At 61.4% G+C, this 16,391-nt stretch carries 13 protein-coding genes and 3 pseudogenes; 9 read left to right on the top strand and 7 right to left on the bottom strand.

Translation table 11 applies throughout. The annotated features are described in order from the left end of the window. Position 1 precedes the first annotated feature (1 nt). Complete coding sequence (locus PCQ86_RS00425; protein WP_270174601.1) at positions 2 to 1,414, top strand: sensor histidine kinase; 1,413 nt, start codon at positions 2 to 4, stop codon at positions 1,412 to 1,414. 13 nt (positions 1,415 to 1,427) lie between these two features. On the opposite strand, the gene PCQ86_RS00420 is transcribed toward PCQ86_RS00425, so the two are convergent. Then, positions 1,428 to 2,135 carry a VIT1/CCC1 transporter family protein gene (locus PCQ86_RS00420; protein ID WP_035884269.1) on the bottom strand — a complete coding sequence of 236 codons (708 nt, stop codon included), beginning with the start codon at positions 2,133 to 2,135 and terminating at the stop codon, positions 1,428 to 1,430. Between the two features lie 41 nt (positions 2,136 to 2,176). After that, on the bottom strand, positions 2,177 to 2,728 hold the full coding sequence (locus tag PCQ86_RS00415) for a cytochrome b (RefSeq protein ID WP_011517532.1): 552 nt from the start codon (positions 2,726 to 2,728) through the stop codon (positions 2,177 to 2,179). A gap of 252 nt (positions 2,729 to 2,980) precedes the next feature. On the opposite strand from PCQ86_RS00415, the gene PCQ86_RS00410 reads away from it, so the two are divergent. The 4 genes from PCQ86_RS00410 to PCQ86_RS00395 are packed head-to-tail and all read left to right on the top strand — an operon-like array spanning position 2,981 to position 8,994. Then, positions 2,981 to 4,273 (top strand): efflux RND transporter periplasmic adaptor subunit, encoded by a 1,293-nt coding sequence (locus PCQ86_RS00410; RefSeq protein WP_270174600.1) that lies wholly within the window; start codon positions 2,981 to 2,983, stop codon positions 4,271 to 4,273. Between the two features lie 13 nt (positions 4,274 to 4,286). Beyond that, on the top strand, positions 4,287 to 7,382 hold the full coding sequence (locus tag PCQ86_RS00405; RefSeq protein WP_270174599.1) for an efflux RND transporter permease subunit: 3,096 nt from the start codon (positions 4,287 to 4,289) through the stop codon (positions 7,380 to 7,382). Beyond that, positions 7,379 to 7,699, top strand: a complete 321-nt coding sequence (locus PCQ86_RS00400; RefSeq protein ID WP_003056157.1) for a DUF3240 family protein — start codon at positions 7,379 to 7,381, stop codon at positions 7,697 to 7,699. The genes PCQ86_RS00405 and PCQ86_RS00400 overlap by 4 nt, the downstream gene beginning before the upstream one ends. Then, positions 7,696 to 8,994 carry a TolC family protein gene (locus PCQ86_RS00395; protein WP_270174598.1) on the top strand — a complete coding sequence of 433 codons (1,299 nt, stop codon included), beginning with the start codon at positions 7,696 to 7,698 and terminating at the stop codon, positions 8,992 to 8,994. The genes PCQ86_RS00400 and PCQ86_RS00395 overlap by 4 nt, the downstream gene beginning before the upstream one ends. 102 nt (positions 8,995 to 9,096) lie before the next feature. Here the strand turns inward: PCQ86_RS00395 and PCQ86_RS00390 are convergent, their stop codons facing one another. From PCQ86_RS00390 to PCQ86_RS00370, 5 genes and pseudogenes are all read right to left on the bottom strand, one after another. Further along, on the bottom strand, positions 9,097 to 9,225 hold the full coding sequence (locus PCQ86_RS00390) for a hypothetical protein (protein WP_255352815.1): 129 nt from the start codon (positions 9,223 to 9,225) through the stop codon (positions 9,097 to 9,099). Next, positions 9,222 to 9,500 (bottom strand): annotated as a pseudogene (locus tag PCQ86_RS00385) (transposase); the annotation flags it as partial. The pseudogene PCQ86_RS00385 and the gene PCQ86_RS00390, both read right to left, overlap by 4 nt. A gap of 106 nt (positions 9,501 to 9,606) precedes the next feature. Next, positions 9,607 to 10,398, bottom strand: coding sequence for an IS21-like element helper ATPase IstB (gene istB / locus PCQ86_RS00380; protein ID WP_270174597.1), 792 nt, complete (start codon positions 10,396 to 10,398; stop codon positions 9,607 to 9,609). Continuing rightward, positions 10,391 to 11,911 (bottom strand): IS21 family transposase, encoded by a 1,521-nt coding sequence (gene istA, locus PCQ86_RS00375; protein ID WP_270174596.1) that lies wholly within the window; start codon positions 11,909 to 11,911, stop codon positions 10,391 to 10,393. Before istA ends, istB begins: the two co-directional genes overlap by 8 nt. Positions 11,912 to 12,037: 126 nt before the next feature. After that, a pseudogene (locus PCQ86_RS00370) lies at positions 12,038 to 12,724 on the bottom strand (IS5 family transposase); the annotation flags it as partial. A gap of 111 nt (positions 12,725 to 12,835) precedes the next feature. Here PCQ86_RS00370 and PCQ86_RS00365 point away from each other — a divergent pair. The 4 genes and pseudogenes from PCQ86_RS00365 (at position 12,836) to PCQ86_RS00350 (ending at position 16,362) form a co-directional block, all read left to right on the top strand. After that, entirely contained in the window at positions 12,836 to 13,492 is a 657-nt protein-coding gene (locus tag PCQ86_RS00365) for a phosphatase PAP2 family protein (RefSeq protein WP_270174595.1), read from the top strand. A 182-nt stretch (positions 13,493 to 13,674) separates the two neighbouring features. Then, positions 13,675 to 14,429 (top strand): IS5 family transposase gene (locus PCQ86_RS00360; RefSeq protein WP_270174594.1). Its coding sequence is split into 2 segments (ribosomal slippage): positions 13,675 to 14,008 and positions 14,008 to 14,429, totalling 756 coding nucleotides; the frame shifts between segments, so codons are not numbered across the junction. Between the two features lie 70 nt (positions 14,430 to 14,499). Further along, positions 14,500 to 15,987, top strand: coding sequence for a phosphoethanolamine transferase (locus tag PCQ86_RS00355; RefSeq protein WP_270174593.1), 1,488 nt, complete (start codon positions 14,500 to 14,502; stop codon positions 15,985 to 15,987). 47 nt (positions 15,988 to 16,034) lie between these two features. Beyond that, positions 16,035 to 16,362, top strand: a pseudogene (locus tag PCQ86_RS00350) (diacylglycerol kinase). Positions 16,363 to 16,391 lie beyond the last annotated feature (29 nt).

Raw genomic sequence — 16,391 nt, 5'->3', positions numbered from 1 at the left:
GATGGTACGTCCCGATTCCGAAGCCCTTTCTGATGCGAGTCAAGGCGGATCCTGGTCCTTGCAGCGGCGGCTGGCTGCCAGCCTGGTGATTTGCATTGGAGGAACCTTCGCGATCCTGTTTCCCGTCCTCGACTACTGGATTGACCACGAAATCTACCGACGGATGGATACCACCCTGATGCAACGATCAGCGGCGGTGGGGCGCGTGCTGCAGGAGTTGGATGCGAGAAAGCTCGAAAGCCTCATGCCGGAATACGAGCCTGGCGGGCATACCGAGTTCTTCACGGTCTTTGATTCGCAGACCCACCGGACCTTGCTGCGTTCGCCCAGCAGTGCTGGGGCCGAGCTTGCACTTGGGCCACTGGAGCAAGGCACCCCGCGCTATTACGACGTGACACTCCCGGATGGCCACGCGGGCCGCGCGCTGGCGACGCGCATATCCGTGGCTGGCGAAAAGTCCCGGCTGCTGGTCGTGGCGACAGAACGCAGGGATTGGGATCAAACCGAGCGGCGCATCCACTTCGCGCTCCTGGGCGGCATCGTGCTGGCGACGTTCCTGGCCACAGGCCTAGCGCTTCTCATGGTTCGGCGCATCGTAGTCATGCTGGAGCGCGTCGGCGTGCAACTGGCCGACCTGCGTTCGGATCGGCCGATTGCGCGGATCGGAGCGGACTTTCCCCGCGAACTGCGTCCGTTTGCCGAAGCCTTCAATCAGGGCTTGCATCACCTGTATGCGGCCATTGTCCGCGAGCGTCGCTTCTCCCGCGATGTGGCCCACGAGTTGCGCACGCCCCTGGCGGAAATCCGCATCAGCGCAGAAAGCGCTTTGATCGATGCCGACCCGGCCCGAATCCAGCGCGCCCTAAATGCAACGATCCAGGCCAGTTCACGCATGCAGCGCAGTGTGGACACTCTGCTGTTGTTGGCGCGTCTTGAGTCCGGCCAACACACACTGGCGCTGGATCCTCTGGATCTGACAGCTTTGCTGCAAGAGTTACTGGCGGGACTCAACGTCCAGAAAATGGCACCCAAGTCACCCATCCGCGTGACTTTGCCTGAATCAGCATGGGTGCAAAGTGATCAGGGCGTGATCGAACGCATCCTCTCCAACCTCTTGCGCAATGCCATTGAATACGCGCCCGAAGGCGACGACATTCAATGTAGGTTGGAGCTCGAGGCATCCGGCTGGATGTTAACCATCGTTAACACAGCTCCCAATTTGCAGGCATCCGATCTAGATCAATTCGGCCTTCGCTTCTGGCGCAAGGATTCCGAAGGCGGCACGGCGCATCACGCTGGACTGGGACTGGCGCTGGCCCTGGCTCTCGCGCATGCCATAGACCTGCCGCTGGCGTTCTCACTGGACAACGGTCGGCTGTCCGCGCGGCTTGGCCCTTGGCCACCGCTGCTCTGAGATTGACGCAGATCTACACCGCAGTGCCGAACATGGCTCCCACGCCCGCTGTCACCGCCATGGCAAATGTGCCCCAGAACGCGACGCGCAGCGCACTTTTGAAGAGCGGCGTACCACCCACGGCAGCAGCCGCAGCGCCGAGCAGGGCCAGGAAGACAATCGCCGTCGCGACGATCCAATAGAGCAGGCTCTGCTCTGGCGCCAGCAGAACCACAGCCAGCGGCATGGCCGCGCCCACGGCGAAGCTCCCGGCGGACGCCATTGCAGCTTGCAGCGGGCGAGCGCTCAGCGTTTCAGAAATGCCCAGTTCATCGCGCGCGTGCGCGCCCAGCGCATCATGTGCCATCAACTGCGTGGCGACTTGATCCGCGAGCCGATGATCCAGGCCACGCCGGACGTAGATGGCGGCCAGTTCCCGATGCTCTGCATGCGGACTACGGTTCAGTTCATCTTGTTCCCGTGCCAGATCTGCCTTTTCCGTATCAGCTTGTGAATAGACCGACACGAACTCGCCTGCAGCCATGGACATGGCGCCGGCTACCAACCCCGCGATGGCCGTGGTCATGATGCTGGCATGGCTTGCATGGGCAGCAGCCACGCCTGCAACTAGGCTGGCCGTGGAAATGATGCCGTCATTGGCACCCAGAACAGCGGCGCGCAGCCATCCGATATGTTCAGTGCGGTGACTTTCAGGGTGGGCGCGGTGGTGAAATTTGGTCATTGGAGATTCGAATTCATGTAAAGCAGCCTGAGGCCAGTAGGTCAGGGGCGTCGACCGGGAAGCATGCGAACCACTGTGTTGTCACGCATGACGTAGTGGTGCAACAGCGCCGCCATCGCATGCAATCCGATCAAGACATAGCCCAATGTCGCCAGCGCCTCATGGACATCCTTGAGTTGGCGCGACAAAGCAACGTCGGTGCCGATCAGAGAGGGAACGGGCAAGCCAAACAGAACAATCGGCTTGCCCGCCGCACTCAAGGTGAGCCATCCGAGCAGCGGCATGGCGAGCATGAAGCTGTAGAGCGCATAGTGCATGCCATCGGCGAGCGTGGCCTGCCAGCGTGGCATGGGTGGTTGGATCGCGGGCTTCACGCCCGCCTGGATGCGCACCCCGATACGGATCACGACGATCACCAGAACGCTGAGGCCCAGCAGGTAGTGCAAGGACTTCATGGCGTCTCTCAAGGCTCCCTTGGGTGCCAGTCCGCGCAATTCCATGCTCGCATAGACCGCAATGATGAGAATCACGGTCAGCCAGTGCAAGCCTATGACCAAGGGACTGAAACGGTATTCGGAATTCTTGATGTCCATGGCGCATGGCCCCGATGTTTGAGATGGCAAAAAAGCGAACCGCTGGCTATCCTGGCTATCGGATCAAGTGACTGAGAAGTCAACTTACCGGCAGCTTGTGGCTCAAGACAAGCGGTTTTTTTCTGAATAGATCGTACAGAGAAAATTTCGCTTTCTCCAAAGCTTTCTCAAAGCTTCACCGAAGAACATGAGCTGATCTTTACAAGAGATCGACCGCATGTTTCGCCTCATTAACCTCGCGCACCGCTTCATATGCGACGGATTTTCAATTCGCGCTGTGTGCTCTCTACTCTGCTCTACGTCATTTGGGGCGGCACAAGCATGAGCTTCCCAACCTTGAAAGCGGCGGGCACCGCCAGCCGAACCAAGACCTTGGCCCTGTCCGCCGTCGGTGTGGCAGTTCTGGCTGCCGTAGGGTACGGCTGGTGGGCTTGGGCAACCCAGCAGACAACCGTAGCCGATAGAGACGCGAGCGAGGCTGTCGCCCAACCGAACGCTGGCGGCGTTCACCTCAACGCCGCTCAGCTTCGCGCGCAGGGTGTGGAAACCGCACTCGTCAAGGATGCCGCAGTGATACCGCTGGATGGCTTACCCGCGCAGACGGTGGCACCACTCTCGGCCAGCGCGCAGGTCGTGGCGCCATATGGCGGTGTGGTGACGCGCGTTCTGGTCGATGAAGGCGCCGCAGTGCGCCAAGGACAGGCACTGGCGCGCATCCAGAGCAAGGACGTTCTGGCGTCGCAGGCTGATCTGGCGCGTGCCCGCACCGAAGCGGCGGTGGCCGCGGCGCAGGCCCGGCGCGATGCCACGCTCTTGGCCGAGGGCATCATCCCAGCCACGCGCAACGAGCAAACCCAGGCGCGCGCGGCGGCTGCGCAAAGTACGTTGCAAGAGGCCAATGGCGCCCTCGCACGGCTTCGACCCGTTAGCGGCGGGCAGGCCGGCGAGTATGAATTGCTGGCGCCTTTGTCCGGGCGGGTGATGCGTCGTCACCTGAGCCTCGGGCAAGCGGTCGCGCCGCTCGACATCGCCTTCATAGTGGCTCAGCCTGGCCCGCTGGATGTCAGCGTCGCGGTTCCGCTGCGCTGGCGCTCGGATCTCCACCCAGGCTTGGAAGTGCGTCTTCCCGATGGCACGATCGCTCGCGTGACGGCTGTTGGTGGCGACACTGACCTCAGTAGTCAGAGCCTGCGGGTACGTGCCCGCGTCGATGCAGATCAGGCAGGGGCAGACCGCTATGCGGCCGGGCAGCAGATCAGTGTCGCGCTGTTGCTGCCAGCACCGCAGGGCACCTTGAGCGTGCCATCGTCCGCGCTGCTGCCAGCGGGCAGCGCCCACGTGCTCTACGTTGCTGAGCCGTCATCGCAAGACAAGCAAGGCGACCTACGCGTCCGCGCTGTTCCGGTGCAACTGCTGGGGCAAGACGAATCAGAGGCGTCAAGCGCCGTGCGCGCCGTCTCGCCAGACACTGCGCCGCTTGCGGCAGGCATGCAGGTCGTCGTGCGCGGTACGGCACTGCTCAAATCCATGATTCCATTGCAATGAGGGGCGACCACGCATGTTGTCCCGTCTGATTGAATTTTCCCTGCGCCAACGTGCGCTGGTACTGCTTGGCGTGCTGGCTTTGGCGGGTGCGGGCCTGGCGGCCTTCCTGCAACTGCCGATCGACGCCTATCCGGATATTTCCCCCACGCAGGTCAAGCTGATTATCAAGGCCCCTGGCATGACGCCCGAGGAGGTGGAGTCGCGCGTGATCACGCCGCTGGAGATGGAGTTGCTCGGCGTGCCGCGGGGCGTGATGCTGCGCTCCACGGCCAAGTACGCCATCGCCGACATCACGCTGGACTTCGCCGAAGGCAGCGACATCTACTGGGCACGCCAACAGGTGGCCGAACGCTATGCAGGTGTTTCGGGCAGTCTGCCCGACGGCGTCAGCGGCGGGCTGGCACCGATTTCGACGCCGCTGTCAGACGTGTTCATGTTCACCATCGAAGGCGGCAGCCTCACGCTGAGCGAGCGGCGCGCCCTGCTGGACTGGACGCTGCGCCCGGCCCTGCGCACGCTGCCCGGCGTTGCCGATGTCAACGTGCTGGGCGGCGAAGCCAAGAGCTTTGCCGTGGTGCCTGACCGCGCGCGGCTTTCCGCTGCGGGCCTCGGCTTCTCGGACGTCATCACGGCGATCAGTCGTAACAACCGCAACGACGGCGCAGGCCGCCTGGATGCGGGCGAGGACACGCTGATCGTGCGCGCTGAAGGCGCGATCCACACTTTGGACGATTTATCCCGTCTGATCCTGCGCGCGGGGGCCAATGGCACGGCCCCAGTTCGCCTGGGCGACGTGGCCCAGGTGCGCATCGAAGGCGTGACGCGCTATGGCGCCGTCACCCGGGACGGCGCGGGCGAAGCGGTGGAAGGCATCGTGGTGGCGCTGCGCGGGGCCGATGCTTCGGCGCTCGTGAAGGCCATCCGCGCCCGGCTGGACGAGGTGGCTCCCAGCCTGCCGCCCGGCGTCAAGGTGGTGCCGTTCTATGACCGCAGCACGCTGATTGAGCGCGCCGTGGGCACGGTGGAAAGCGCCTTGCTGGAAGCGACGGTACTGGTCGTCATCCTGCTGCTTCTGTTCCTCGGCGAGCTTCGCGCCGCGCTGGTGGTGGCGGTGATGGTGCCTTTGGCGGCGCTGGGTACCTTCTTGCTGATGCGCCTTGTCGGCATGAGCGCCAACCTGATGAGCCTGGGTGGGCTCGCAATCGCCATCGGCATGCTGGTGGATGCTGCCGTGGTGGTGGTGGAAAACGCCGTCAGTCGGCTCGACCCGCACGCGCCCAGTGCGCACCAGCCGCGCCTGCACCGCATATTCGCCGCGGCGCGCGAGGTCGCCATGCCTGTGGCCTCGGGCATCCTCATCATCTGTCTGACCTTCATGCCCCTGCTCACTCTGCAAGGGTTGGAAGGCAAACTGTTTGTGCCGGTGGCGCTGACCATCGTGTTCGCCCTGGGCGTCTCGCTGCTGCTGTCGCTCACGCTGGTGCCGGTGCTGGCCTCGCTGCTGCTCAAGGAACACACGCACACCGAGCCGTGGGTGATGCGCTGGGCCACGCGCCTGTACCAACCGCTGCTGGAGGCTGCGCTTCACCACCCGCTACGCGCATCGGCGGTCGCCATCGCGGCCCTGGCATTGGGTGTGGTGGCCTACCTCGGCACGGGCAAGGCGTTCATGCCGACGATGGACGAGGGCGATATCCTGCTGCAACTGCAAAAGCCGCCGTCCATTGGGTTGCAGCGCTCGCTGGAGATTGACCTGGCAGTGCAGAAGGCCATCGGTGCGGCGGTGCCCGAGGTGCGGCACAGCATCGGGCGGGTGGGCTCCGACGAGCTGGGGCTCGACCCGATGGGCCTGAACGAAACCGACCTGTTCATGCAGCTCGCACCGCGCAAGGATTGGCATGCAGCCGACAAGGACGCGTTGAGTGCCGAGATACGCAAGGTGATGGATGCCTTCCCCGGCCTGGAATTCGGCTTTACCCAGCCCATCGAGATGCGCATCTCGGAAATGCTCACCGGCAGCCGGGGCGACGTGGCCGTCAAGCTGTTCGGCCCTGATCTGCAAACGCTGGGCGATCTGGCGCAGCGCATGGCCGCTCGCATCGAGAAAGTGCCCGGTGCGCGCGACGTGCTCACCCAGGCCAGCGACAGCGTGGAATACCTGCAGGTGAAGGTGGATGCGCAGGCGGCCGGTCGCGCCGGACTGGCCGTGACGCAGGTTCAGGACGAGCTGCGCGCGCAGCTCGAAGGCGTGCCGGCCGGGCTGGTGATCGAGCCGGACAGGCGCACGCCCATCGTGGTGCGCGGGGATGCCCGGCTGCGCGGATCGGCCGAGCGGTTCAAGGACTTGCAGCTCGCCCGAGGCGATCAGGGCGAAATCCCCTTGACCTCGCTGGCGCGCATCGCCACCACTGATGGCCCCGTGCTGGTGCGGCGCGAGAACGGTTCGCGCTTCGCGCTGATCCAGTCCAGCGTGAGCGGGCGCGATCTGGTCGGCTTCGTAGATGAAGCGCGCGCCGCCGTGGCGCGCGACGTGCCGCTGCCGCCCGGCTACCGCGTCGAATGGGGCGGGCAGTTTGAGAACCAGCAACGTGCAGCGGCCCGCCTAGGCATGGTGGTGCCGGTGGCCCTGGGGCTGATTTTCTTCGTGCTGTTCATGACCTTCGGCTCGGTGCGGCAGGCCGCGCTCATCCTCGGCAACGTGCCGTTTGCCATGGTCGGCGGCGTGGCGGCGCTGTGGCTGTCGGGGCAGTACCTGTCGGTGCCTGCTTCGGTCGGCTTCATCGCGCTGCTGGGCATCGCCGTGCTCAACGGATTGGTGCTGGTGACGCACTTCAACCACCTGCACGCGCTAGGCCTGCCCATGGAACAGGTGGTGCGCGAAGGTTCGCTGCGACGGCTGCGCCCCGTGCTGATGACGGCTTCCATCACCGCCTTTGGCCTGGTGCCCCTGCTGCTGGCCAGTGGCCCTGGCTCTGAGATCCAGCGCCCACTCGCCATCGTGGTGATTGGCGGACTGGTCAGTTCCACGGCGCTGACCCTGGTCCTGCTGCCGGTGCTGTACCGGCGATTCGGCCAGGCCATCTCCTCACAACAAGGAGTCCACGCATGAACGGATTGAAAGAAGCGCAACTGGTGCGCCTGAATCTGGTGTTTCCACCCACGCTCGAAGACGCCGTCACCGATGCCCTGATGGCCGACCCGGTGCTGCCAGGGTTCACCCTGTTGCACGCCGAAGGGCATACCGGCGACTTCGCGCGCGCGTCCATTCGCGAGAAGGTTCGCGGCCGTGTGGATCGGCGCGTCATCTGGGTGTTGATCGAATACGAACAACTGGAACAGGTCCTGGCGCATCTGCGCCAGCGCATCGCGTCTAGCGATGTCCGCTGGTGGGTGGAGTCGGTGTTGGCAAGTGGAAGACTGGTATGACGAGTAAAAACAAAGGATGCAGCCTGGTACTACCGGCTGGTGCCGTCATGGTGGCTATCGCGGTTTTGACATTTCATCCCGCGCAAGCGCGCGCCGATGATCTTTCGTGGCTGCCTGCGCAGGCGCAAGTCGAAGCGGCGATAAAAATCCAGCCGGTCGTGAATGCCGCAGCCGCTCGCTTGGACGCGGCGGCCGCCACGCAAAGCGCCCTTGAAGCCGGTAGCCACGAATTTGAACTCAGTAGTGGCCTACAACGTCGCAACGTGACCAACGAAGCGCGTCGCTACAACGAATGGGAAATCCAGCTCAGCCGTGCTGTTCGCTTGCCAAACAAGGCGCGTATAGATCGGGACATCGGCAGCCGCACCCGTAGGGTGGCCGATATGCGCCTTGAAGATGCCGAGCTCCAAATGGCAAGGCGACTGTTGGAAGTCTGGGCCGGATGGCTGCGCAGTTTCATCGTGGCTGACGAGATGCAAGCGCAGGAAAAGTTGCTTATTCGTGAGCAGGAAGCAATGGCCCGCCGCGTGGCCCTGGGCGATGCAGCGCAGCGGGACAGCGACGTTCTGCAAGCCGAACGCGCGATGCTTGCAGCCCAGGTTAGCGCTGCGCGCGATGCAGAACGGGCAGCACGACAGACGTTGGTGATTGAGTTCCCCGGCATTGAGATTCCCGCGCGGCCATCCACGCTGCCAGATCCCGATCCTTTGCCGGGCGGGGTACAGGAGTGGCTGGCGCGAATTGTGCGACAAAGCGTCGAAATCGGCATTGCCGATGGAGAGGCGGCTCGCCTTGCCAAGGTGGCCGAGCGAGCTCGCGCCAACCGCACGCCCGACCCCACAGTCGGGGTACGGATGATGTCTGAACGCGGTGGGACGGAACGTGTCATTGGCGTTGTCCTGACGGTGCCATTTGGCACTGACTATCGCAGTGCAATGGCTGCCACGGAAAGCGCCAACGCAGCTGCCGCAGAGGCAGAGGCGCTCGGCGTGCGGCGCGCGGTGGAGCAAAGTGCGTGGGTAGCCGCGCAGGCAGCTGAAAGTAAGCGCACGCAGTGGCAGTCATTCGCGCAGGCGCTGGCCGCGCAGACCACGGCCAGCAACCGCACGCGGCGAGCTTGGGAACTGGGAGAGGCCCCCTTGGCCGAATACCTCTTGACGTTGCGAAACCTGCACCAGACACGCCTCGGTGAGGCACAGGCTCGCATCGATGCGCTGCAAGCGTCAGCACTGGTGCGTATCGATGCGCATGCGCTGTGGCATTCGAAGGAGGCACATGCCGATGCCCCTCAATGAATCCCGACTACTGGGCAACGCCCCACTATCCAACGCACCATTCGCACCTCGATTCTTAATCACTCATTTAGGGATGCCCTGAATAACTCGAATGCGTAAGTGCTACAAGGTCACCGGTTTCAGATAGTGCGATGGATGGCGTTTAGCCTGGGTCTTCGCACCACTTTCCACGCCCTTGCGGGCCATCTGCACCGCCTTTGCGGCCATTTGCCTGATTTCAGGGGCACTCATCCCTGCGCCTCCAGCAATTGATGGCGCACCATCCAAAGATTGGACAGCGCAAACAGCGTCTTGAGCTGCAACGTGTTCTTCTTCAATCCCCGGTAGCGCACCTTGGTGTATCCAAACTGTCGTTTGATCACCCTGAAGGGATGCTCCACCTTGGCACGGATGCTCGCCTTGATCTTCTCCACTTGGTCTATCAGCGCGTCAACGGGGTTGTTCTCTTTGTCCAGCGCTCTGCGTTTGCCTGGGCGCATCGCGATGTGCCACCGCACTGCCTCCTTGGCATCCGATCTAAATTTGACCCACCCTGCCGATTGAACTTTGACCCAGGGCTTGGGGCCGGCATCGGCTGATGCCGGCTGTGGACAACTGTAGCGCAGAGCTTGTTCAGCCCGCCTCGTCGCCCTTGCTGCGCCGCTCCTGCTCCCTGGCCTTGATGCGTTTGCGCGTGGCCGCTGTGGCCTGGGTGACGCGGTAGCTCTCGTTGCCAGTCTCCACGATGTGGCAGTGGTGCGTGAGCCGGTCCAGCAGCGCCGTGGTCATCTTGGCGTCGCCGAAGACGGTGCTCCACTCCGCGAAGTCCAGGTTGGTCGTGATGACGACGCTGGTGTGCTCGTAGAGCTTGGACATCAGATGGAACAGCAAGGCACCGCCGGCCTGGCTGAACGGCAGGTAGCCCAGTTCATCGAGGATCACGAGGTCCAGCCGCAGCAGGCTGGCCGCGAGGCGCCCGGCCTTGCCCTCGGCCTTCTCCCGCTCCAGCGCGTTGACCAAGTCCACCGTGCTGTAGAACCGCACTCGCTTGGCCATCGTGCCGATGCCCGCCACGCCGATGGCCGTGGCCAGGTGGGTCTTGCCCGTGCCGGGGCCACCCACCAGCACCACGTTGTGCGCCGCGGCCGTGAACTCGCAAGTGGCCAACTGCGTGACGAGTTTGCGGTCCACCGGCGACACTTCGAAGTCGAAGCTGGCCAGGTCGCGGTGTACCGGGAACTTGGCACTGCTCATCTGGTGCTGCACCGACCGTGTGGCGCGGTCGCTGGCCTCGGCCTGCAGCATGTGCTCCAGCAGCCAGCGCGAGCGCTCGACTTCGGCGCTGCGTTGCTCACCGAGCTCGGCCCAGGTGGCGGCCATGCCGTGCAGGCGCAGCGCCTTCAGCTCTGCAATGACGTCAGCCATGGTCGGCCTCCTGCTCAGCCAGCCGGCGCAGCCGGTCGTAGCGGCCCGGGTCAGCCTGCACGGGTGTGGTCGTGCTCAGTGGCGTGGCGACGTTGGGCGGTCTCTCGGGCGCCATGAGCCGTGCCAGTACATTGGCCACATGCTCCGGGCTGATCCGCCCGCCAGGCCCCGCTCGCTCCAGCGCCAGCTCGGCCGCCACCAGCACCTCGTCCAGCCCGGCCGTGCTGCTCAGCGCCAGCACTTGCGCCATCAGCCGGTCGCCGCCCGCGTGGCGAAGCAAGGCCTGGCGCAGCCTGGCCAGTGGCTCGGGCAGGTCCACGAACGGCGCGCCGTTGCGCAGCGCCCCAGGCTTGCGCTGGACCAGTGGCACGTAGTGCTGCCAGTCGTAGGCCGTGCGCCCCTTGCCGGTAAGCCGCAAGTGTTCGGCCACCACGCGCTCGTCGGCAACGATCACCACGCGCTGCGGATACAGCCGGGTGCTGACCGTCTGCCGGGCCAGTTCGCAGGGCACCGAGTAGCGGTTGCGGGCCACGGTGACCAGACAGGTGCTGCTCACGCGAGAGACGTCCTGCACATAGCCGTCGAAGTCCACGGGCTTGGGCATCAGGTGGCTGCGCTCCAGCTCCAGCATCTCCGCCACGCTGAAGGCCTTGTGCTCGGGGTGGCGTAGTTCAGCCCACAGCGCCTTGCAACGCTCGCCCAACCAGGCGTTGAGCTCCTCCAAGGACCCGAAGCGCTGCTCCCGCGCGGCCAGCCAGATGCGCCGCCGGCTGTCCTGCACGTTCTTCTCGACGACACCCTTCTCCCAGCCCGAGGCGACGTTGCAGAAGTCCGGGTCGAAGAGGTAGTGCGCGCACAGCGCCGCGAAGCGGCTATTGACGTCACGGTGCTTGCCGCGGCCAACACGATCTACGGCGGTCTTCATGTTGTCGTAGATGCCTCGGCGCGCCACGCCGCCCAGGGCCGCGAAGCCGCGGGTGTGGGCGTCGAACAGCATCTCGTGGCCCTGGCTGGGGTATGCCACCAGCCAGAAGGCCCGGCTGGCGCACAGCTTCATGTGCGCCACCTGCAGCCGCTGGTACACGCCGCCAATGACCAGCGGCTCCTCGCTCCAGTCGAACTGGAAGGCCTCACCAAGCTCGAAGCTCAGCGGCACGTAGGCATCGCCCACGGCCGCGCCGCCCTGGGCCGCGCGCCAGGCGCGGATGTAGTCGGTCAGTCGGCTGTACCCACCGTCGTAGCCCGCAGCCTTCAACTGCTCCAGAAGCGCCTTGGCGCTGCGTCGCTCCTTCTTGGGCCGCCGCACATCGGCCCGCAGCGCCTGCTCCAATTGCTCGACATACGGCGCCAGCTTGGTCGGCACCGCCGGCCGGCGGTACCGGGGCTGCTCGGCCTTGCCCAGCCTCAGGTACTTGCGCACCGTGTTCCTTGCCAGGCTCGTCGCCTTGGCGATCTCCCGCACCGACTTCTTCTCGCGGTGGTGCATCCGCAAGACCTTGCCAATCATGACCATGGTGATCACTCCTCACACCCCCGCCCAGCTGTGGATATCTCGGGCAGGGTAGGTTGAACACCTGGGTCAAATTTGGATCGGCAGGGCCCTCACGGGTGGGTCAAATTTCAGTCGGCGCCAACACTCCTTGGCATCCGGGCGCTTGTCGATACCTTGGTAGCCCGCATCACCAAACCCGTCTGTCTCCTGCCCGTGCAGCAAGCTGTTGCCCTCTACAACGTCGGCCACGTTACCCGAGGTGCCTATGACGGTATGCACGAGTCCCGAGTCCGCATCCACGCCGATATGGGCCTTCATGCCAAAGTGCCATTCGTTGCCCTTTTGGCTCGAATGCATCTCTGGATCGCGCTTTCTGTCCTTGTTCTTGGTAGAGCTAGGCGCTGCGATCAGTGTGGCATCGACCGCAGTGCCTGCCTTGAGCAGCAAGCCCTGGGCTGCCAGAAGCTCGTTGACAGTGGCCAGAATCTGCTCGGCCAGCTTGTGTTTCTCCAGCCGATGACGAAACCTCAGGATGGTGCTCTCGTCAGGCACCCTCCCATGGGCATCAAGACTTGCAAACTCCCGGTAGATCGGGGTGTCAAAGAAGGCCTCTTCCATCGCCAGATCTGACAGGGTGAACCACTGCTGCATGCAGTGGATGCGCAGCATGGTCTCCAGGGCAAAGGGTGGGCGGCCGTTCTTGCCTTCGGGGTAATAGGGCGCAATGAGTTCGACCAGAGCAGCCCAGGGAACCACCAAATCCATCTGGATCAGCAGTTCTTGCTTGCGGGTCTTTTTGGTGCTCAGTTTCAGGTCAAGGCTGCTTTGCTTCATGGGCGGGGAGGATGCCATGACTTCCTGGCTTCTAGCAGACTGCGTTCGGGGTTTTGCAGGATTTCCTTAGCGCTACCAGCGGGTGCGGCGCTGATCATCAGCAGTCTATTGATGGATGGCGGTGGGGACTTCTGGGTCGCCGATCATCTCTATCGCTTGCAGGGCAGCCGATGGGCTTTGCGGGATGCCTGGCTAACCAGCAACCTGCTGCATCGTGGTGGGAAGAATCTTTCCACCTTCCTGGCAATTGCGGTTGCAGCAACGTGCATCTGGGCTTGGAGAAAAAAACGTAGCAACAAATGCTCGGCATACCTACGCTGGCCGCTACTGTATCTTTTTTGTGCGTACTTGATCGGGGCACTGACGGTTTCGGCGCTGAAATCGTTCACTAACATGGATTGCCCCTGGAACTTGGTGCGCTATGGCGGAGCGCGAGTGTTTGTGGGCCTGTTTGAAACACGCCCGCCCGGTATGCCGCGCGGTGTGTGCTTTCCCGCAGGGCATGCAAGTGCCGGATATGCATGGGTCAGCCTATATTTCTTTACCTTGATGGTTCGTCCTGCCTGGCGTTGGATGGCCTTGGCTGCAAGTTTGATGATAGGTGCCATCTTTGGATGGACCCAGCAGGTGCGCGGAGCCCACTTCCTTTCCCATGACTTGTGGACGCTCCTGATTTGTTGGGTCGTTGCCTTGGGTCTTTTCATGGTCTGGCAACGCTGGTTTGTTGATGGCTCAGGCGATGTCTATTCATCGGGGTTCCAAGCATGAGAACTTTCAAACAGGCTCTCGGTCTGATGCCGCGATTCAGAACTGCAAACCTCAAGGACCTAAGCCATTGGCGACCACAATGCAGCGTCGAGTGGCTGATCTTGATGACCAGTATTTTCTTTGCACTAGGGTCTGTTGAGAATCAATCTGAGAGGCGTGAATGGATGTGATGCAATAGGAGCATGAGCATTCGATGGGTACTGACAGACGAGCAATGGGCCAAGATGGAGCCGCACTGCCTTGGCAAGCCAAGTGATCCGGGGCGCAGCGGCACCGACAACCGCCGCTTCGTTGAGGCAGTGCTGTGGATAGCCCGCACAGGCAGCCCTTGGCGAGACCTGCCGCCAGAGTTCGGCAAGTGGAACACGGTGTTCAAACGCTTTAGAGACTGGGTTAAGGCCGATGTGTTCCAACGTCTGTTCGATGCAGTGAGCGAGCAGCCGGACATGGAATATGCGATGGTGGATGCCACGATTGTGAAAGTGCACCGGCACGGCCAGGGGGCAAAAGGGGGACTTCGGGCCAAGCCATAGGCCATTCGCGCGCAGGCATGAGCACGAAGATCCTGGCGCTGACGGATGCGTTGGGCAATCTGGTGAAGTTCGTCTTGATGCCAGGGCAGCGCCATGACACCAAAGGGGTCAAAGAGCTGATCGCTGATGTGCGCTTTGAAGCCTTGCTCGCCGACAAGGCCTTCGATGTGAACTGGCTGATCCAGGAGTTGGACAAGCGCGGGGCGCAGGTGGTGATCTCACAGATGCCGCGAAGGAGAGCGCCACTGGAGATTGACCGGGAGATCTACAAATGGCGTCACTTGATCGAGAACTTCTTTGGCAAGCTCAAGGAGTTCAAGCGCATCGCCATGCGTAGCGACAAGACGGATACCAGCTTCGCAGCGATGATCTATCTCGCGGCTGGGGTTATCAACTCTCGGTGATTCTCAACAGCCCCTAGCCTGCAATGGTCTATTTTGGAGTAGCGCCTTAGGCGTCCAGTCCAGCTTACGCATGGGTACATCCGTACTGCTGTTTCTGGTGGGAATTCACAGTCTGCTGTTGAGTTTGGTTGTGTGGCGCTGGAATGCCAAGGTTTTACTTGCGGTGCTTTTTGTTGCCTCTGCCCTCGCAACACATTACATGCGCAGCTTTCATATCTACCTCGATTCGAGCATGTTGCGCAATGTTCTAGCCACAGACTTCAAGGAAAGTCGCGAGCTACTGACGCCTGCATTGATTGCTCCACTAAGCCTACTGGCAGTAGTTCCGATTATTTTTCTTTGGCGAATCCGATTGCTCGGGCGTACTTGGCTGAAAGCAACCGTGTGGCGTATGGGATTGATGCTGTTTTCGACACTGATGATTTCGGGCGGTGTCATGCTGTCATTTCAGGACATGTCCGCACTGATGAGAAATCATCGCGAAGTGCGATACTTGATTACACCGGGAAACTATCTGGTGGGTTTGCCGAAGGCACTGACAGGTTCCTCTATCACGCAGTCCGCCGAAAAAATACCCATTGGAGCTGATGCCGTTGCAACAGTCAGGCCCGAAGGCAGTCGGCCACGTTTATTAGTCTTTGTCGTAGGCGAGACGGCTCGCGCCCAAAACTGGGGATTGAACGGCTATGCACGCGAAACAACGCCTCAATTGACTCAGATGGGTGTGATCAATTTCTCCGACATGCACTCCTGTGGAACTAATACCGAGGTTTCTGTGCCTTGCATGTCCTCGTCCTTTGGTCGCCGAAACTACGATGAAGACAAGATTCGCTCACACCAATCCTTACTGCATGTTCTGGAGCGCGCCGGTATTACCACCTTATGGAGAGATAACCAGTCAGGTTGCAAAGGGGTGTGCGATGGTCTCGAATATCAAAGCCTAGGGAATGCACAAAGTTCCTCTTTATGCGTTGATGGTCGGTGTTTCGATGAGATTTTGCTTGAAGACTTACCAGCTCAGGCTCGCAAAAATCCCGGTGATCGTGTGATTTTTTTGCACCAGCTTGGAAATCATGGCCCCAGCTACTTTCAACGATACCCAGCAGCGTATCGAAAATTCATCCCAACATGCGACACACCGGAAATGGGGAAATGCACCCGCGAACAGATTGTGAATAGCTACGACAACGCTATTCTCTACACAGATCATTTCCTAACCCAAGTCATTAAAAAATTGCAGGGCCTTTCCGACTACGACACAGCTATGATATTCGTCTCGGATCACGGCGAATCCCTGGGCGAGAAGGGACTTTTTCTGCACGGCATGCCTTATGCGATTGCTCCACAAGAGCAGACTCGTGTTCCTTTGGTTATGTGGTTCTCTTCAACGTTTACTCAAAGTCGAGGGCTGAATATTGGCTGTTTGAGTGAGCGAGCCCGCTCTTATGCGAATCACGACGCATTGTTTTCGTCTGTCTTGGGGCTAATGCAGGTTAAAACAAGTGAGTACGATAGGAATTTCGATTTTTTCTTTGGCTGTGATGATAAGAATATATAAGAGTTGTTCTCATGAAAGATAAAAAACACACAATCGCAGCTGATTCCATGTCCGCATTCGAAAATAAACAAAAATCTCGCCGAGGAATATTGAGAATTTGGCATGCGTCCCATTACTCAATTCAGGGATTGCGCGCTGGATGGAAGGTTGGGGCAGGGATGGGTCGAAGTCGCTCTTCTCTCAGGAAGTATCCTTATTTTGATGATTGTGGAGCTACTCAATACTGCTGTGGAATCGGCGATTGATCGTATTGGCCCTCAATGGCATGAGCTATCAAAGCGTGCAAAGGACATGGGAAGCGCTGCCGTGCTGTTAGCCACTTTGCTGACTGGGGGGGTTTGGCTGTCAGCACTCTGGCAAAGGCTGATTAATTAGCCGCGCAAATGAAATTAGACGAATTAAAG

The organism is Diaphorobacter sp. ED-3 (genome assembly GCF_027625375.1).
Taxonomy (GTDB): domain Bacteria; phylum Pseudomonadota; class Gammaproteobacteria; order Burkholderiales; family Burkholderiaceae_C; genus Diaphorobacter; species Diaphorobacter nitroreducens.
This window is presented reverse-complemented; position numbering and strand designations above follow the sequence as displayed.